This window comes from Ruegeria sp. HKCCD7559 (genome assembly GCF_013110575.1).
In the GTDB taxonomy this organism is placed as follows: domain Bacteria; phylum Pseudomonadota; class Alphaproteobacteria; order Rhodobacterales; family Rhodobacteraceae; genus Ruegeria.
Map to the genome: position 1 here is coordinate 1226586 of NZ_WVQU01000001.1, position 18968 is coordinate 1245553.

The 18968-nt window shown below is 56.2% G+C and carries 18 protein-coding genes; 9 read left to right on the forward strand and 9 right to left on the reverse strand.

The window, feature by feature from the left end; genetic code table 11:
- Positions 1-143: 143 nt before the first annotated feature.
- The 8 genes from GS605_RS06185 (at position 144) to GS605_RS06220 (ending at position 7801) form a co-directional block, all read left to right on the forward strand.
- Positions 144-1049, forward strand: a complete 906-nt coding sequence (locus GS605_RS06185) for a DMT family transporter (protein WP_348539504.1) — start codon at positions 144-146, stop codon at positions 1047-1049.
- A gap of 126 nt (positions 1050-1175) precedes the next feature.
- Positions 1176-2339, forward strand: a complete 1164-nt coding sequence (locus tag GS605_RS06190; protein ID WP_171723378.1) for an OmpP1/FadL family transporter — start codon at positions 1176-1178, stop codon at positions 2337-2339.
- 100 nt (positions 2340-2439) lie between these two features.
- Positions 2440-3336 (forward strand): DMT family transporter, encoded by an 897-nt coding sequence (locus tag GS605_RS06195; RefSeq protein ID WP_171632853.1) that lies wholly within the window; start codon positions 2440-2442, stop codon positions 3334-3336.
- Between the two features lie 48 nt (positions 3337-3384).
- Positions 3385-4257 carry an ATPase gene (locus GS605_RS06200; protein ID WP_171613846.1) on the forward strand — a complete coding sequence of 291 codons (873 nt, stop codon included), beginning with the start codon at positions 3385-3387 and terminating at the stop codon, positions 4255-4257.
- A 36-nt stretch (positions 4258-4293) separates the two neighbouring features.
- On the forward strand, positions 4294-5211 hold the full coding sequence (gene metA, locus GS605_RS06205; protein ID WP_171632856.1) for a homoserine O-succinyltransferase: 918 nt from the start codon (positions 4294-4296) through the stop codon (positions 5209-5211).
- Positions 5201-6154: an alpha/beta fold hydrolase gene (locus tag GS605_RS06210; protein WP_171723379.1), complete on the forward strand. Its 954-nt coding sequence runs from the start codon at positions 5201-5203 to the stop codon at positions 6152-6154. Before metA ends, GS605_RS06210 begins: the two co-directional genes overlap by 11 nt.
- Before the next feature lie 49 nt (positions 6155-6203).
- Positions 6204-7073 carry a polyphosphate kinase 2 gene (gene ppk2, locus GS605_RS06215; RefSeq protein ID WP_171723380.1) on the forward strand — a complete coding sequence of 290 codons (870 nt, stop codon included), beginning with the start codon at positions 6204-6206 and terminating at the stop codon, positions 7071-7073.
- Between the two features lie 113 nt (positions 7074-7186).
- Entirely contained in the window at positions 7187-7801 is a 615-nt protein-coding gene (locus tag GS605_RS06220) for a TetR/AcrR family transcriptional regulator (RefSeq protein WP_152457804.1), read from the forward strand.
- A 5-nt stretch (positions 7802-7806) separates the two neighbouring features.
- Here the strand turns inward: GS605_RS06220 and GS605_RS06225 are convergent, their stop codons facing one another.
- Both GS605_RS06225 and GS605_RS06230 read right to left on the reverse strand, forming a co-directional pair.
- A complete protein-coding gene (locus tag GS605_RS06225; protein ID WP_171723381.1) occupies positions 7807-8865 on the reverse strand; it encodes an adenylate/guanylate cyclase domain-containing protein in 1059 nt (352 codons plus the stop codon).
- Positions 8862-9230 carry a group 1 truncated hemoglobin gene (locus GS605_RS06230; protein ID WP_152457802.1) on the reverse strand — a complete coding sequence of 123 codons (369 nt, stop codon included), beginning with the start codon at positions 9228-9230 and terminating at the stop codon, positions 8862-8864. The genes GS605_RS06225 and GS605_RS06230 overlap by 4 nt, the downstream gene beginning before the upstream one ends.
- 402 nt (positions 9231-9632) lie before the next feature.
- On the opposite strand from GS605_RS06230, the gene speB reads away from it, so the two are divergent.
- Positions 9633-10607, forward strand: coding sequence for an agmatinase (speB, locus tag GS605_RS06235; protein WP_171723382.1), 975 nt, complete (start codon positions 9633-9635; stop codon positions 10605-10607).
- Between the two features lie 32 nt (positions 10608-10639).
- Here speB and GS605_RS06240 read toward each other — a convergent pair whose 3' ends face one another.
- From GS605_RS06240 to GS605_RS06270, 7 genes are all read right to left on the reverse strand, one after another.
- The gene (locus GS605_RS06240) at positions 10640-11860 is read right to left on the reverse strand and encodes an aminopeptidase P family protein (RefSeq protein WP_171723383.1); all 1221 of its coding nucleotides are present in this window, start codon (positions 11858-11860) and stop codon (positions 10640-10642) included.
- Positions 11861-12022: 162 nt separating this feature from the next.
- The gene (locus GS605_RS06245; protein WP_171723384.1) at positions 12023-13234 is read right to left on the reverse strand and encodes an ABC transporter permease; all 1212 of its coding nucleotides are present in this window, start codon (positions 13232-13234) and stop codon (positions 12023-12025) included.
- A 5-nt stretch (positions 13235-13239) separates the two neighbouring features.
- On the reverse strand, positions 13240-14514 hold the full coding sequence (locus tag GS605_RS06250) for an ABC transporter permease (protein ID WP_171723385.1): 1275 nt from the start codon (positions 14512-14514) through the stop codon (positions 13240-13242).
- Positions 14515-14586: 72 nt separating this feature from the next.
- Positions 14587-15678 carry an extracellular solute-binding protein gene (locus GS605_RS06255; RefSeq protein WP_171632876.1) on the reverse strand — a complete coding sequence of 364 codons (1092 nt, stop codon included), beginning with the start codon at positions 15676-15678 and terminating at the stop codon, positions 14587-14589.
- Positions 15679-15786: 108 nt separating this feature from the next.
- Complete coding sequence (locus GS605_RS06260) at positions 15787-16887, reverse strand: ABC transporter ATP-binding protein (protein WP_171632879.1); 1101 nt, start codon at positions 16885-16887, stop codon at positions 15787-15789.
- 137 nt (positions 16888-17024) lie between these two features.
- Complete coding sequence (locus GS605_RS06265) at positions 17025-17735, reverse strand: aspartate/glutamate racemase family protein (protein ID WP_171723386.1); 711 nt, start codon at positions 17733-17735, stop codon at positions 17025-17027.
- On the reverse strand, positions 17732-18877 hold the full coding sequence (locus tag GS605_RS06270; protein WP_171723387.1) for a Xaa-Pro peptidase family protein: 1146 nt from the start codon (positions 18875-18877) through the stop codon (positions 17732-17734). Before GS605_RS06270 ends, GS605_RS06265 begins: the two co-directional genes overlap by 4 nt.
- Between the last annotated feature and the right edge of the window lie 91 nt (positions 18878-18968).

The window sequence follows — 18968 nt, forward strand, 5'->3', positions numbered from 1 at the left end:
GCCGTGCCTGAAAATGTCGGGCACGACCTTGAACCTGACGCTTCATAAGCGTTTCAATGATTCAACGAATTCAATCTTTTTGATCGCGTAGCGAAAGCCCCGGTACCGGGGCCGTGACCGCGCGGCCAGGTCGGGGTGCGCACGTGAATCAGACACAAAAAAACACATTCAAAGCCGCCTTGTGGATGACCGGAGCCATCGCGTCCTTCTCCTCGATGGCGGTTGCCGGTCGCGAACTGAGCCTCGTGCACGACACGTTCGAGATCATGATGTACCGAAGCCTCGTGGGGTTTCTTGTTGTCGCCCTCGTACTCACGGCCACAGGCGGTTGGGTTCAGGTTTCCACGCAACGCCTGGGGTTGCACGCCCTGCGAAACACCCTGCATTTCACAGGGCAGAATCTTTGGTTCTATGCGGTCGCTGTTGCGCCTCTGGCGCAGGTATTCGCGCTGGAATTCACACAGCCGCTTTGGGTGATCCTGCTGTCGCCGCTGCTGCTGAACGAACGTCTGACGCCCCTCAAGATAACGGCAGCGCTTATCGGTTTTGCGGGCGTTCTGATTGTCACGCGCCCAGGCAGTGCGCCTTTGAGCCCTGGCCTTGCGACCGCAGCCGCGTCTGCGATTTTCTTTGCATTTACAACGATCACAACCAAAAAGCTCACACGCTTTTCCAGCATCGGATGCATCGTTTTCTGGCTTACTTCCATGCAGGCGGTACTTGGGGCCGTCGCGGCCGGTTTTGATGGGCAGATTGCCTTGCCTACGGCGCAAACCGTTCCGTTTTTGGTTCTGGTCGGGCTGGCGGGGCTGCTGGCCCATTTCTGCATAACCAACGCATTGGCCATTGCCCCGGCGACAGTTGTGATCCCATTTGATTTTGCGAGGCTTCCCACGATCGCAGTGGTCGGAATGATCCTGTACCACGAACCCATAGACCACTGGGTCCTGATCGGGGCGGCGGTCATCTTTTCCGGTATTTTCCTGAATATTTGGTCTGAAAGCCGTAACAGTTTAGCAACAGTTGAAAACACTAGTCGCAATACGTAACGCACCGTCACCAGTTGACCTTAAAGTAACCAAAAAGAGAGTATCGCTCATCATACACGGGACAGGCGTTCATTACACTCAACCAAACGCCAGTGAAGCCCGCCATGGATTGTTAGGGAGGACAGAATGAAAAAAACACTTCTCGCGACCTGCGCTTTGTGCGTTGGAGCGACGGCAGGATATGCAGGCGGCCTAGATCGAAGCGGTCAGGGCATCAACCTGATCTTCGAAGAAGGATCAGCTGTTCAGTTCCGGTTGGGATACACCAATCCCAGCGTAACGGGCACCATGCCTGCTTTGGCCGGACCAAACATCGGGCAACCGGTCGATTCCGGAGAGGTTGCGAACGACTTTTTCACACCGCATCTCGGCTACAAAACGTCACTGACCGAAAAGCTCGATTTCGCGATCATGTATGACCAGCCCTTTGGAGCAGACATTGAATACGCAAACACCTACCCTCTTTCGATCAACCCTATTCCGGGAGGTCGCACCGACACTCTGAGGGCCACAGCGGACACGGACGCCATCACGGCATTGCTGCGTTACAAATTCGATGGCGGGTTCAGCGCAATCGGCGGCATTCGTGCGCAGCGTGTGAAGGCTTCGGTCACCGTTCCCCTGGCTGCGGGATATCAGGTTGACTCCGATGCCGACACAGCATTCGGCTACGTAATCGGTGTCGCGTGGGAGAAACCGGAAATCGCGGCACGTGTGTCACTGACCTACAACTCCAAGATCAGTCACGATCTGTCACAAACAGAATCTCTGAACCCACCACCGATCCCGCCGATTCCACCAGGAACCGTGGCCACCTTCAACACAAACAGCGAAATCGAGACGCCCCAGTCGATCAACCTGGATTTCCAGACAGGCGTCGCGCCTAAAACGCTGTTGTTTGGTTCTATCCGTTGGGTCGACTGGCCACAGCTGGTGTACAACCCGCCAAACTACCCACCGACCAGCAACCTTGTTGACTACGCCGATGCGACCTTCACCTATTCCTTGGGCTTGGGGTATCAATTCTCGGAAGAGTTCAGCGGCGCTGTGACGTTGGGCTACGAGACGTCCCAGGGCACGCCGGTATCAAACCTCGGCCCGACCGACGGGTTCTGGAGTGTTGGTCTGGGCGGGACGTACTCGCTGGAGAAGGCCAAGATTTCCGGCGGTGTTCGTTACACCGACATCGGTGACGCGACAGCCAACGGCGCTGGCCCGAATGCACGCGGAACATTCACCGGCAACAGCGCCTGGAGCGTGGGCTTCCAGATTACATACGCTCTGAACTAGTCCAAGGATGACCATCCTCAAGGCTCCGCTGTTTCAGCGGGGCCTTTTTATGCGCAGGTTTCGGGTCGCGTATATTTCGATTGAATGAAACTGTGCGGTCATGAACACCCAAAAACACCTTTCTCGGCGCGCCTGGTCCGAGCTCATTCTTCTGGCCGTCATTTGGGGCGCATCCTTTGTGGCCATCCGGGTCGCTCTGGATTCCATTCCCGTTATGACATCGGTTTTGCACCGCACGTTCTGGGCGATGCTGGTGCTGTGGCTGGTGGCATTGGGCAAGGGGTTTACGCTGCCCCGTTCTCTGCGCATCTGGGGTGCTTTTCTGATCATGGGATTGCTGAACAATGTCATACCGTTCAGCTTGATGGCATGGGGTCAGCTTTACATCGACTCTGGGCTTACGGCCATTCTGAACGCGACCACGGCCATTTTTGGTGTTCTGGTTGCGGCTGTGTTTTTCAAGGATGAACGTTTGACACAAGCGCGCGTGATCGGTGTCGTCTTGGGCTTTCTCGGTGTCTCGATCACCATCGGACTAAAGACCTTCACGTCATTCAGCCTTCAAAACACAGCGCAGCTTGCCGTGTTGGCCGGAACGCTCTCGTATGCTTTTGCGGCAGCTTGGGCGCGGTATCATTTGTCTGACCTTCACCCCGTCGTCGCGGCCGCTGGCATGTTAACCGGCTCGACCCTGCTGATCCTGCCCCTGGCGCTGATGACGGACGGGGTGCCAACGCTTGCACTGCCCGCGATCACCTGGGCTGCGATTGGCTATTACGCCATTGTGGCAACAGCCGGGGCATATCTTTTGTACTATCGAGTCCTGGCGATGGCGGGCAGCGGCAACCTGATGCTGGTGACGCTTGTAATCCCTCCTGTCGCCATCGTGCTTGGCGCAATTCTGCGGAACGAAGCGCTGCCGTCGAATGCCTATTTCGGCTTTGTTGTCCTTGCCATGGGTCTTCTGGTATTGAACCGAGCCGGCCGCCGTGATTGACGCCGTGCGCTGCCCGATTTAGCAAAGGCAAAAAAGGGACAGCACAAGATGATCTACAACTCAGCCGAAGATTGGCGCACGGCAAGCCGCAAGAAGGTGCTGTTCTTTGGTATGTCCGGTCTGGGCAAGACATATGTCTCGAACATTCTTCGGGACTCAGGGAACTGGTTTCACTACTCGATCGACTATCGCATCGGCACCCGGTACATGGGCGAATACATAACCGACAATGCAAAGGCCGAGGCGATGAAAGTCCCGTTCTTGCGTGACCTGCTCCTGTCGGATTCCATTTACATCGGCTCGAATATCTCGTTCGCGAATCTGACTCCGGTCGCAGCCTATCTGGGCAAACCGGGCAACCCTGCCCTTGGCGGATTGGAAATGCCGGAATACCGCCGCAGGCAGGAACAGTTTCGGCTGGCCGAAATACACGCTCTGCTGGATACCGAGTATTTCATCGACCGGGCCGAGCGATTGTACAAATACCCCCATTTCATCTGCGACACCGGTGGATCGATCTGCGAATGGGTAGACCCCGAAGATCCGAACGATCGGGTACTGTCCGAGCTTTCGCAACACACCCTGATGATCTGGCTGAAGGGGGATGAGGAACATACGGCAGAGCTTGTACGCCGTTTTGACAAAGCCCCAAAGCCGATGTCCTATCAGGCCGAATTCCTGACCAAGGCGTGGACAGATTATCTGGATCTGCAAGGCTGTTCGGAAGCGGATGTTGATCCCGATGATTTCGTCCGTTGGACCTATGCACAGGCCTTGGCGCACCGCCAGCCGCGTTACGAAGCCATGGCGAACAACTGGGGCGTGACGATTGCCGCCAACGACATCGGAAAAATCCGCGATGCCGCTGATTTCGATGAGTTGATCGAACACACACTTGAGACGACGCGCAATAACGCCTAACTACCAGTTTTCACTGATCTCTTAGAAGCCCGACACATGCCCATCAAAATCCCATCGGAACTGCCTGCTTTTGACGTCCTGACCAAAGAGGGCGTCATGGTCATGGACGAAGATCAGGCAATGCGTCAGGACATCCGCCCGCTGCGCATCGGATTACTGAACCTGATGCCCAAGAAGATCCAGACCGAAAACCAGTTCGCGCGTCTGATCGGGGCGACCCCGTTGCAAATCGATCTGTCTTTGATCCGCATGACCGAACACCGGACCAAGAACACCGCCGCCGAGCATATGTCCGAATTCTATCGCCCGTTTCAGGAGATCAAGGATCAGAAATTCGACGGCCTGATCATCACCGGTGCCCCGATCGAACATCTGGAATTTCATGATGTCACCTATTGGGACGAAATCAGCGAGATCTTCGACTGGACCCAAACCAACGTGCATTCCACCTTTGGTGTGTGCTGGGGCGGGATGGCGATGATCAACCATTTTCACGGTGTCAAAAAGTACATGCTGGACGCAAAAGCCTTTGGGTGTTTCCGGCATCGCAACCTGGACCCGGCGTCTCCGTTCCTGCGCGGTTTCTCAGATGACTGTGTCATTCCGGTCAGCCGATGGACGGAAATGAAACAGGATGAAATCGATCGCGCACCCGGGCTGAGGACCCTGTTGGGCAGCGACGATGTCGGCCCCTGTCTGGTCGAAGATCCCGGCCATCGCGCGCTGTATATCTTCAATCACTTCGAATACGACAGTGATACGCTGAAACAGGAATATGATCGGGACGTCAGCAACGGCACGCCTATCAACGTGCCGATAAACTATTACCCCGATGATGATCCATCCAAAACGCCGCAGAACCGGTGGCGCAGTCACGCACATCTGCTGTACGGCAACTGGATCAACGAAATCTATCAGACCACGCCTTTCGACATGACAAAAATTGGCCACTAAAGTCCTGATATCCCTTGGCCTGGCCGTTCTGGGCCTTGTCATACTGACAACCTGGCGCAGCGCCCGGAACGAAGCGCTGGCCGAGGCGGCTTTCCCCCCCGAGGGTCGGATTCTGGATGTGGGCGGCATCGCCGTGCACGCCGTGGTCATGGGGGACGGCCCTGATGTCGTTCTGATCCATGGTTCCAGCGGGAACACGCGCGACATGACCTTTGCGCTGGCCCCCATTCTGGCCAGGTCATACCGCGTGATCGTTTTTGACCGACCGGGCCTGGGCTATTCCGAAAGCTTCAATCCGGATGGCGAAACCATCATTGAACAGGCGGATATCCTGCAACGGGCGGCGGCTCAGCTTGGTGCGGAAAAACCCATCGTGGCCGGGCAGAGCTATGGCGGATCGGTCTCGCTGGCCTGGGCCGTGACCCGACCCCAGAATATCTCGGCTCTGGTTCTAATCGCCCCGGCCGCTCTCCCATGGGAAACGCCTTTGGATGGGTTCAACCGGCTTGCGTCAACCACGGCGGGCAATATGCTGGCCTTGCCCTTGATCAGCTCTTTCGTACCCGAGTGGTACGTCACACAGGTGTTGGACAAAGTTTTTGCACCGCAAACGGCGCCCGAAGGTTATGCGGAACATTTCGGGCCGGGGCTGACGATCCGGCGTGGCTCGATGCATGCAAACGCCAAGCAACGCGCCAACCTGCTGGACGAAATTACCCGTCTGCAACCCAGATATGGCGAGATCTCCGTTCCGACGGAAATCATCCACGGAACGGCCGACGACACCGTTGGTCTTGAATGGCATTCTGAACGCCTGATCGAACAGATCCCCGGCGCCGAGTTGATCGAGCTACCGGGTGTCGGCCATATGCCACAGGTGGTCGCGGCGCCCGAGGTGGCCGCCGCGATAGATCGCGCGGCGCAGCGCGCGGGTTTGCGTTAACCCACGCTCTAATCCATAGTTAGATATGGATTTTATCGCGAGGTGACATATGGCCCGGTCAGGAAAAGGCTCTATCGAAAAGTATTTTCAGAAAGACGCGCCCAAATCTGTACGCGAAGAGATTCAAAACGCGAAAAAAGGCGATATTCTGAACCCGACCTACCCGTATTCCGAAAAAATGAAGACCAAGGATTATGAAGAGCAGATGGACCTGCTTCAGATCGAATTGGTCAAAATGCAATCCTGGGTCAAGGAAACCGACCAGCGGGTTGCCATCATTTTCGAAGGCCGCGATGCCGCCGGCAAAGGTGGCACCATCAAACGGTTTCGCGAAAACCTGAACCCGCGCGGCGCACGCAACGTTGCGCTGGCCAAACCATCAGACGCCGAACGCAGCCAATGGTATTTTCAACGCTACATCCCGCATCTGCCCGCCGCAGGAGAGATCGTGTTCTTTGATCGCAGCTGGTACAATCGAGGTGTCGTCGAGAATGTCTTTGGCTTCTGCACTCAGGAACAGCGTGAGAGGTTTTTCCGTCAGGTCCTGCCACTTGAAACGGGCCTGGTGAATGACGGCATCCATTTATTCAAGTTCTGGCTCAATGTCGGGCGCGCAGAACAACTGAACCGTTTTCTGGCGCGCGAAAACGACCCTTTGAAGCATTGGAAGCTCAGCGCGATCGACATCGCAGGGCTGAGCAAATGGGACGAATACACGCAGTCGATCTCGGAAACCCTGACCCGGTCGCATTCTGATGCCTGCCCGTGGACGATTGTTCGTTCCGACGACAAGAAACGCGCGCGGCTTGCGGCCATCCGAACGGTTCTGCATGCCTTGGACTATGATGAGAAGGACGAGAAGAGTATCGGCGAGATTGATGCCCGTATCTGCGGTGGCCCGGATATGTGGGAGGCGTAAATTGTCTCCCCGCCCTGCCCCGTCGATGCCTTCACGATCATGTATTGGACGACAAAGCGTCGGTGGTCTATGTCCTTGTCTTCCAACACGCAATCAATGCAACTGAGGCCGGGATGACGAAACGCGGTTATCACCACGGAAACCTGAAGCAAGCCCTGATCGAGGCTGCCTTGTCCCTGATCGAAGACAAGGGCCCGACCGGTTTCACGCTGTCCGAGGCGGCCAAAACGGCCGGTGTCACGCCTGCCGCCGTCTACCGTCATTTTCAAGGGCGCGAGGACCTGATTGCCGAAGCCGCACGGCAGGGGTTTGAGATGTTCGCAGACCTGATGCAATACGCCTATGACGAGGGACAGCCTTCAGCCCTTGCCGCTTTTGAAGCAACGGGGCGTGCGTATCTGGCTTTTGCGCGTAAAAATCCCGGGCATTACATCGCCATGTTCGAAAGCGGGATTTCCCTGAACCGGACACCCGAATTGTCCTTGGCCGCCAATCGGGCGAAGGCCGTTCTTGAAAAAGCGGCCGCGGACCTGTCCCAGCATATTCCGCCTGACAAGCGCCCGCCCGCATCGATGTTCAGCGCCCATATCTGGGCGATGAGCCACGGCGTCGTCGAGCTGTACGCCCGAAATACCGGCGCAACTTCGCCTTTTCCTCCTGAAGATTTGCTGGAAAGCGGTATCGGCATCTACCTGCGCGGTCTGGGCCTGATCCCCCAGGACGAGTGACGCGGTCAGAACGAACGGCTGCCCTGAGGCATACTCAAGCCCGATGTCACGTTGATCAGATCCATCTCACCCATGCCCTTGATATCAACGCACCCCAGATCCGAGACCTGAAACTCGTCAATCAAGGCATATTTCATCTCTTCCGGGGCTACGATGTTCATGGGGTTGGCAAAGACCTGCAACCGGGACGCGATGTTTACGGCAGGGCCAAACACGTCATAGACATATTTCTGAATGCCAACGACCGATCCAACCGCCGCACCCATCCCCAATCCGATCCGCGCCTGCCACTTATGCGGATGGCTTTCGTTGCGGCGTTCGAGATAGCGCAGGAACCTTACCGCACAATGCGCCACGGCGGTCGCATGATCCGGTGTTGGATCGGGCATGCCTGACACGGCCAGATAAGCATCACCGATCGTTTTGATCCGCTCACACCCGAATTGTTCCACGATCCGGTCGAAAGCCGTGAAGATGTCGTTCAGTTCACTCAAGGTGACCGTCGGGTCGGTCTTGGCCGCAAAATCCGTGAACCCGACAAAATCCAGCATCACCACCGAAACCTGCTGATACAGCTGCGGTGTGACAACGCCGAACGTCTTGAACTCTTCATACACGGCTCGGGGCATCAGGTTCAGCAACAGGCGTTCCACTCTTTCCTTTTCGCGCTCAAGCTCTCGGGTGTTGCGCTCGACCATGGTGGAATAGCTGTCGATCATGCTTTCCAATTCGCGAATGCGAGTGATGTTCTGACATTCCACAATCAGCACCTGCTCGGACAAGCCATTGGCCAGTGAGACGGCGACTGCAAAGATCAAGGTCCTGCGTTTCGGCTTTATCTGCAATTCGACCGAGTACCGAAGGCCGGACTGCTTTACATCCTCCAGTTCCTTGGGGTCGAGATCCGGCAGAACGTCGCTTAAGGTGCAGCCCTTTTCAGGAGTGCCGAACCATTCCGTGAAAGGCCCGTTGTGAAACACGAATTGCAGGTCGGATGCGCGCACCACGGCGACGCCGACTCCGATCGCACGCAGCAATTGCTCGTTTATCGCCAGAATGCTCATGCCGCGTTCCGGGTGACTATGATCGAACGTTTGCCTTCGATTGCGGTCAGCGCAGTTTTGATGTCTCCGTCGGACATGCCATGCTGACTTAGCGCGTCGCCAAACAGCTCGGCCATGACGTCAAACTCATTGTGCGAAATGTTCAGATGCCGATGAACTGCTTCGATCCTGTCATCACTGAAAGATGCGGGCCCACCAATCAAGGACGAGACGAACTTGGTTTGATGGTCGATCAGGCGCGGCATATCAATGTCTTCGAAATGATGGCCGATCTCATCCGAATCCAGCGCCATTTCATAGAAGGTCATCACGACCCGGCTGATCGTTTTGAAACCGCCATATTTCTCATAAAGTGTCTGTGCCACACGAATACCCGCGCGTTACCAATCAATAACCCCACAACTTTATATCAAATCGATATTTTTGTTAACGCTTATGATTTTCTGGCCCAGACGGATCAAAAACCGTCTTGCTGAAAAGGAAAATCTGCCAGAGCACCGCTGAGGCCGAAGGGGATCTTTCACACGTTCTTTGGGTATGGGAAATGAAGGAAAGGCAACACCATCAGCGGGATTATCTTTTGACTGATCTTGAAGCGCTCTGATGGGCTGGGCCGGATCAGCTTTGAACGCAAGCCAGCCCGCCCTTTTGGAAGAAAATTTCCTCTGGTCCCCCAAAATCCGCCGTTCAAAGAGAATTTGGTTTCAATACGGCGTGTCCTCATGTTCACATGCAGGAAAACAGTACAACAATCGAAAGGACCCAAAGTGCAGGATCATGGATATGCGTCCGGGCGACTGAATCTTCCTTTTGTCGGAATATCGACCTTCGCAAAATCTCCATATGTCGAGAACTGGGACCGAATCGAGGCCGACGTTTGCGTGCTCGGCGCGCCGTTCGACTTTGGAACCCAATGGCGCCCCGGCGCGCGTTTTGGTCCTCGGGCCGTGCGAGAGGCATCGACCCTTTTCAGTTTTGGCCATGCCGGCGCCTATGATCATGAGGATGACGCGACCTATCTGGACAGTTCGGTTCGGATCGTCGACCTGGGCGATGCGGATATTGTCCACACCAAGACCGAGACGAGCCACAAGAACATAGCCTTTGGCGTGCAGAAAATTCTCGAGGCCGGGGCACTTCCGCTGGTGATTGGCGGTGATCACTCGGTCAACATCCCCTGCATTTCCGCATTTGAAAGCGACTGCGCTGAAAACGGCCCGATCCATGTTGTTCAAATCGATGCGCATTTGGACTTTGTGGATGAACGTCACGGCGTCACCAACGGGCACGGAAATCCCATGCGCCGCGCGATCGAGAAAGACTATGTTTCAGGGATGACCCAGCTGGGCATTCGAAATGTATCGTCCACCGCCAAGGAAGGGTATGACGACGCGCGTGCGCGCGGATCGGACATCCTGTCCGTGCGGCAGGTTCGCAGATTGGGAACAGAGGCTGTTCTTGACCGCATTCCCGAAGGCAAACGGTACTATGTAACGATCGATATCGATGCGTTCTGTCCCTCGATCGCGCCAGGAACCGGCACTCCGAGCCACGGAGGGTTCTTGTACTATGACGTTCTGGAAATCCTTCAGGGACTGGCGAAAAGGGGCGACGTGGTGGGCATCGATCTGGTCGAGGTGGCCCCCGCCTACGACCCCACTGAAAGCACTCAGATTCTGGCGGCACAGCTGCTGTTGAATTTTCTGGGTTTCATTTTTCACGAACGTGCCCGACGCGCGTAAAAGCGGGTGGAGCAGAAGCTCCACCCCAAACCTCAGGCGTCGATAATGTTGTGTCCCGGCCCGTAGGGGAAGCCTGTGATGTTTTCGGCTCCGTCTTCGCCCACAACCAGAATATCGTGTTCCCTGTAACCGCCTGCACCGGGCTGGCCTTCGGGGATCCACAGCATCGGCTCGATCGAGACCACCATGCCAGGTTCCAGCACTGTGTCGATGTCTTCACGGAGTTCCAAACCGGCTTCGCGACCATAGTAGTGGCTCAGAACACCAAACGAGTGCCCATAGCCGAAGGAACGATATTGAAGCAGGCCTTCGTCGGCAAAAAACCGGTTGATCTCGGCGGTGATACCGGAACAGGTGGCACCGGGTTTGATCAAGCTCAGGCCAAGTTCATGCGCGGCCACATTGGCCTGCCACAGGCGCAGACTGTCGGCATCCGGCTCGCCCAGGAACAGGGTCCGCTCCAGGGCGGTGTAATAGCCCGAGATCATCGGAAAGGTGTTCAGCGAAAGTATATCGCCTTTTTGCAACGCGCGTTTGGTGACCGGGTTATGCGCGCCGTCGGTGTTCAAACCCGATTGAAACCAAACCCATGTGTCACGGTATTCAGCATCCGGATAGGCTCGCGCGATTTCCACTTCCATCGCGTCTCGACCAGCCATCGCGATTTCGATTTCGGTTGCTCCTTCGCGGATTGCGGCATGGATCGCAGCACCACCCACATCGGCCGTGCGCGCTCCTCCCTTGATCAATTCGATTTCTTCAGCGGATTTGATCATCCGCGCGGCCATGGTGTCGACCGCGATGTCAACCAATTCTGGCTCGCCCAGCATGTTCAGCGCCGTGTCCCGCGCTGCAAGCGTCATGTGGTCGCCTTCGATGCCGATCCGCTTTGCATTCCCGATCAGGCTCGCAACTGCCCGCCAGTAGTTGTCGCGTTTCCAGTCAGTATAAATCACGTTGTCTTCAACCGACCGGCGCCAGGGTTGCCCGGCATCAATATTGGCCGAAACGGTGGTGCAGTTGTCTTGGGTTACAACACAGCCATAAGGGCGCCCGAACGCACAGTATAGAAAGCCCGAATAATAGGCGATATTCTGCATCGATGTCAGCAGCACCACCGGGATATCCCGCTTGGCCATAATCGCGCGCAGCTTGCCAAGACGGCGGTCATACTCAGATTTGCTGAACGGCAACGGGGCTTTGTCGCCATTGTGGCAGGTGAAGAACTGAGGGCGGTTAGAAATGTCAGTCATCCTTGGTCTCTCATCTATGCCGGGCGTGCATCTCCCGGCCACATGTCCCGGCGTTCAGGACAGGCGGTCTCGGGGTCCGAGAGCCGATCACCTCCGTAGTCGCCGCGACGCCATCGCGGCAGAGATGAACAGGTGAACCGTTAGATCAGACGGTTTGCTGCGTCAAGCGGGCGAAAGACCTCGCAGACGCTCCGACCGGCGCCGCAACAGTTCGACCGTCGTCAGCAGGGCAATGGACAGGACCACGAGGATTGTCGCAACCGCCAGAATGGTTGGACTGATCTGTTCCCGCAGGCCGGTGAACATCTGCCACGGCAACGTCTTTTGCGATGAGGATCCCACAAACAAGACCACGACCACTTCGTCGAACGATGTGATGAAGGCAAACAGGCCGCCCGAGATTACGCCCGGCAATATCAACGGCATCTGTATCTTGAAGAAGGTCCGCACCGGCCCTGCGCCCATATTGGCTGCCGCCCGCGTCAGAGATCGATCAAAGCCCACCAGTGTTGCCGTCACGGTAATGATCACAAAGGGAATACCCAGCACTGCGTGGGCCAGGATAACTTTCAGATAGCCTACGAAGTTCTTGTTCATGCCCAGTGTTCCTTCGAGGAAACGCCCGATATCACTGTAGAAAAAGAACATACCCGTCGCCGAGATGATCAGCGGAACAATCATCGGCGAAATCAGAATTCCCATGATCGCACGGCGTCCGGGAACGTGAGACTGGCTGAGCCCGATCGCGGCCAGCGTTCCCAACGTTACCGAGATAACCGTCGCAATCGGCGCGATGATCAGCGAGTTCTTGAAGCTGCGCTGCCATTCGTTGTTGGTGAAGAAATCTCGGTAATGCTTCAGCGAATAGCCTTCGGGATCAAGCCGCAGCATCTCGGGCGTGAAGGTAAAGAAATCCTGCGCGTTGAAAGACAACGGCAACACCACCAGAATCGGCGTGATCAGGAACACGAAGATCGCACCACAGATCACGCGAAACAGGTAGTGATAGAAAACCTGCTGTGCCGTGAGATACGGCAGCAGCTTGCGCCGATACCGCCCCTCGTACAACCAATAGATAAACCAGGCGAAAAACCAGCCGCCGAGCAGCCCCAATACACCGCCCATCAGACCGGCCATTATGAAACCTATGACGCCGAACCCGATGATATTGATCCAGCGTGCGAGGTTTTCGTTCTTCACGATATTTATGTAGACCCAGGCCAGCCCCGCGATCAGGACGGCCCCGCCCAGTATGCCCAGAAGGACCGAACCATTTCCGGCCCCGACGAAAATGCCGGCAAATGCCCCGGCAAGTGCGACACTGGGCAAAACCATGGACATGGGTTTGCGGGATATCGGTGTCAGTGCTGCCATCTTGATTATCCCAACTTCACGTTATCGATGCCCACGATCTTGTCGTAGACCCAGTAGAGCAACAGCACGACCGCCAGAAGGATCGTACCCAAGGCCGCGGCCAGCCCCCAGTTCAGTGAGGACGAGATGTGATAGGCAATCCGGTTCGAGATGAAGACACCCTTTGTGCCGCCCACGATCTCGGGCGTGATGTAGTACCCAATCGCCAGAATGAACACGAGGATCGAACCGGCACCGATTCCGGGCACGGATTGCGGGAAGTAGATGCGCCAGAACGTCGTCCAGTTCGTTGCACCCATGGATTTGGCCGCGCGTGTATAAGACGGCGGAATGGTCTGCATCACCGAATACATGGGCAGGATCATGAAGGGCAGCAGGATATGTGTCATCGCGACGATAGTGCCGATCTGGTTGTTGATTATGATAAGGCGAGCATCATCTGCGACCAGCCCCAGCCAAACGAGGGTATCGTTAATAACCCCCTGTTGCTGCAACATGACCTTCCAAGCGGAGGTTCGCACCAGAAGGGACGTCCAAAAGGGCAAAAGGACCAGTATCATCAACAGGTTAGATACCCGCATAGGCAGCGTCGCCAACAGATAACTGACAGGGTAAGCAAGCAGGATACAAGCACCCGTAATCACGAGCGACATGAACAGAGTACGTCCAAAAAGCTTTATCAGGATTTGCTTGTCTTCGGGTTGAGCCTGCGCGCCTTCCGGGGTTCTGCGCATGTCGACGGCATTCAGGAAGTAACCATTGGTAATCACAGGTGAGTGGGTCTTGATCACCCGCCAGGTTTGCGGATCTCCCCATCCGTCATGAATCTCGATCAGTGTTTCCTTGAACGGCCCATCCGTTTCAGGATCCAGTTTTTTGATCTGGCGCCCAGACCTGCGGAACATCGAAGACATGCCAGTCTCTTCGTAGTTCAAACGCGAACCGAGCCTTGTGTGTTCTTTGTTGTCAATCGCGACGATCATGTCGCGGACAAAGGCCTCGTAAACATCCTCGCCCGGCAACTCACCCGACTGTTCGTCCCAGTTGTTCAGGGCTTCGACGGTCAAGGGAAGTGTGTCGGACACGATGCTGTTTTCAACGGACCGAAACAACATCGATGCAATGGGAACGATGAATGAAAACAGGACAAAAAGAAGAAGCGGCGCAATCAACATCAACGCCCGGAGCTTCTGCCTGCGTAGAGAGCGCGCCAGCGACTGCTTGAGCGGTGTTCCATCAGCGGCCAGCATGGGGCCCGCGTTTTGGGTGGCGTCAGTCATTGTTGTCCCTTGGCTTTTCCTGGGTCAGGGGCAGTTTCCCGCCCCTGACAGTGTCACCAATTCAAAACCGGCTTATTGCGCCAGCCACGCCTGGAATTTGGCGTCGATGTCGTCACGGTAATCCGCCCAGAACTCGTAATTGTACAGGAACGTGTTCTTGGCGTTTTCCGGATCGGTTGGCATATGGGGCGCCATATCGATACCCAGTTCGGCATGCTCACCCACCAGCGGAGCCGACGATGCACGGGCCGGGCCGTACGAGATATACTTGGCCTGATCCGCCAGACGCTGGGTGTCGGTCGCAAAGCGGAGGTAATCCAGCGCGCGTTGCTTACGCTCTTCGCTCAGACCGGCGGGAATGATCCAGCCGTCAATATCGAACACCTGCGCATCCCACAGCATGGCGACGGGCTGGTTCTGCTCCTCGATCACGCTGAACAGACGACCGTTATAGGTCGAGCCCATGATGACCTCGCCGTCGGCCAGCAGCTGGGGTGTGTCCGCACCGGCGGACCACCAAACAACACTGTCTTTGATGGTGTCCAACTTGGCCAGAGCCTGATCCTGACCTTCCGGAGTGGCCAGAACGTCATAAACTTCGTCCTTGGGAACGCCGTCGCAGATCAGTGCCCATTCCATGTTGTTGATGGGGCGTTTCTCCAGCGAACGTTTGCCCGGATAGGTTTCCAGATCGAAGACGGCGCAGACGTCCGTCGGCGGCGTGTCACCAACCAAATCGGTGCGGTATCCGAACGTGGTCGAATACACGATGCTCGGGATGTAGCAATCGCTGACGATCAGATCACCGAAGTCTTCAGATGCCGGCGTGCCATCGGGCGCCGGGGCCAGCATCGCGTCATGGTCGATTTCCATCGCCAGACCTTCGTCGCACAAGCGGATCGCGTCAGACGCCACGACATCGACCACATCCCAGGTGATGTTCCCCGCTTCGTTCATCGCGCGCAGCTTGGCCACCGCCTCGTTCGAGCTGTCATCGTTCAGAATGGTGACGCCGGTCTTTTCCGAATAGGGCTCGTGATACGCCTTCAACTGCGATTTGGAATAGGCCCCGCCCCAGGAAACGATGGTCATTTCCTCGGCCGAAACACCACCCGCCGCAATGGCGACGGCGGCCGTTGTCAGAAGGGTTTTGGTTGCTTTCATGTGTAAATAACTCCCAGTTAGTCCCGTTTATATGTGTGGTCAGCTGATGCACGGGCCTTCATCAGCCGGTCCCTCTGATAGAGCTGTGCTTGTTTCGCGCAGCTTGGTCTATGCGTCGAGCGCACGACAATCCTGGGCCAGCCAGCCGATCTCGATCTCCTGACCGGGGGTCAGGCGGACGGCATCTGGCGCGTTCCGGGTCTTGACGATGAACTCATCATTTCCTGCAACGGACATGCGGAAACGGAATACGTCACCCATGTAGATGAATTCTTTGACAGTCGCTTTCAGCGTATGAGCATCGGCGTGCAAGCGATCCTTGTTGAATTCCACCCGCTCAGGCCGGATTGACACCTTTGTCCTTTCGCCCGGATTGTGAACGTTGATCGGAACCGCGTCGATCTCGGACCCATCGTCCAGCTGGACAAGGCATGTGTCGCCATCAATCGATTTAACGACACCTTCCAAAGTATTGTTTTCCCCGATGAATTGGGCAACAAAGCTGTTTTCGGGTTCTTCATAAAGCTGATCAGGCGGTGCAAGCTGCTGGATGCGGCCATCGTCGAACACGGCCACACGATCCGACATCGTCAATGCTTCGGTCTGGTCGTGGGTCACATAAACCGTGGTGATTCCCAATTCGTGCGCAAGACGTGTGATTTCGAACTGCATATGCTCGCGCAGCTGCTTGTCCAGTGCGCCCAGTGGTTCATCCATCAACACCAGTTCGGGTTCGAAAACCAAGGCGCGCGCCAAGGCTATTCGTTGTTGCTGACCGCCAGACAACTGAGCCGGGCGCCGGCCTCCAAACGCCCCCATCTGAACCATGTCCAGGGCACGTTGTACCTTTTCATCCCGTTCAGACTTGCCCAACTTGCGGACTTCCAAGGGGAACGAGAGGTTTTCGGCCACTGTCATGTGGGGAAACAGGGCATAGTTCTGGAAGACCATGCCAATCCCACGCTTGTGTGGAGGGATATTGTTGATGGGCTTCCCATCAAGAAGGATTTCGCCATGAGTGGCGGTTTCGAATCCGGCAAGCATCATCAGGCAGGTTGTCTTTCCAGACCCGGACGGCCCGAGCATGGTTAGGAATTCGCCTTTTGGCATTGCAAGGTTGAGATCTTTGACGACGAGATTCTCGCCATCATAAGATTTTTGTACGCGTTGAAATTCAACAAACGCGGCATCGGTATTTGTGTCGGTCACAAGACCCCCTGTTGCGTCAAATGATTATCCGAGTGTTGCGGATTTCATTGATCTGTAGTCAGCAGTTAAGACCATGCAGTGGGCACTTGGCAACAATAGATGACGCTTTTGCGAATTTTCATGTCATTTCTGCTGTTTCAATCAGCAAGATTGAGGCGGCGCATATGCCATGCAAGGCTTTGATTACTTGAAAGAACTGGCTTACCGATCCGCTTGCGAATCTCAGGAATCGCTTCAATCGTGCGCAGGTTGGTACAGCTGAGGAAAACGGCCTCGACCGATGGATCAGATCCCAGTTTCGTCGCGGCCTCGATCACCGACTGCACAGAAATCCGAGCAACCTTTGCCTCTTCGGCCTGCCCGAATGTCCCGAAAACATCCATGGTTATCCCGTTTTCCGAAAACGCGGCACGCAGCGGTACGTTGACCTCTTCGATGTAAGGCGACAGCAACGCAAACCTGGACACCCCAAGATCCGCGGCGCAGGCCGTGGCCGCGCGCAAAGGGTTCGTAACCTCTTTTGTATTGCACGACTGTTTGACAAGTTCCTCCACACGTTTTGAACCAATGACGGAACTTGCGGACGTGCAGCCATAACCCACCACCTCGAAAGGACGCGCGCTGGGCAGCAACCCTGCCGCCGCCGGCAGGGCCTCTTCCATCTCGGCCAGACTTTCTGGTGTCACTTCAATGCCGCTGGGTATCCGTGTTACATACAACGGGTTTTTCCGGTCCGAGAAAATCTTGCCGAACTCCGGCTCAATCGTCTCGTCGACCTGAAGAACAATCAATCCAAGCGGCGGGGCTTGCGGGTCGTCCTCGTCAAGCGTGTATGGCACGTAGGTCATAGCTGGATCATCTCCGGCCCGATACGCGGGCTGATAAAGCGCGGAACATCGTCTGTTACGACGATGTTTTCTTCGTGAACCAAGATCTTGCCACCAACGGCAATGCCCGGCTCCAAGGTCAGCACCATGCCCGGCTCAAGAACGGTCTGGTCCGTCGGGATGAGCGACGGCCATTCGGTCAGCGACATTCCCAACCCATGCCCCAGCCGACCGGCATCTGTGCCTTCGGACGCCTTGGTCAGCACCGTGTTCATGGCATGAAACAGCTCTGCTGCGGTAGCGCCGGGGCGCGCGATTTCGAAAGCAGCATCCGACGCCTCAATCAGTCTGGCGTAAGCAGATTTCACGTCCGGACTTGCCGGGCCGACAGACCAGTTGCGGTCGAAGTCACTGAAATAGCCATCCCAGACCAAGCCGGTGTCAAGCATCAGTACATCGCCAGCCTTCAAGGGGGACGACGACGCCGGAGAAATCACGTCAGAGTAACCGCCCTGCTCTGCCCCACCTGCGAGATACGGCACCCAGTCCGCGCCCTCTTCCAGACAGAGTATCTGGAAACCGCGAAATACTTCATCCAAAGGCACGCCGACCCGAGCAACCTCGGGAACCCGGGCGAAGGCTCGACCGGCTATGGCGCATGCGGTTTCGATTTTAGCTATTTCCGCCTCGGATTTGACCATGCGAAGTTGGCGCAAAACACCGTGATCTCCGGTGATGTGGCGCGAACCGAGCCTGTTTCGCAGGCGTTCAATATCCGACATGGGCATACGCGCGTGCGTCTCGTGACCATCGGGCATTCCGATACGGCCTTTGGGGGGTGTCAATTCCGTCAGGGTGTCCGTCAAAAGCGAGACGCCGTCATCCTGAAGATCGGGTGAGCTCCACGTTCGAATGTCATCGATCCAGGTTTGCCCCATCAACGAGGCGCCGATCGAGGGGATGACTGCAACCGGTTTACCAACCGCAGGCAGGATCAGGAACCAAGGACGGGTCGGGCTTTCCCAGAATCTGGTCAGGTATCCGGTAAAATAACGCACGTCGGTTTCCGTGGTCAGCAGCAGCGCCGACAGGCCAGCGGCATTCATCATCACCTGTGCGCGTTCGGTGCGCGCTGAGAATTCTGCTGGCTCGAACCCTCTCATCCGGCGACCTCAGAGGTGGGGCGCCGCATGCAGCCTGAAACGTGGAAATGACACCGCTTGAATGGCCCGATGCTTCGGCCCGTTCGGTGCG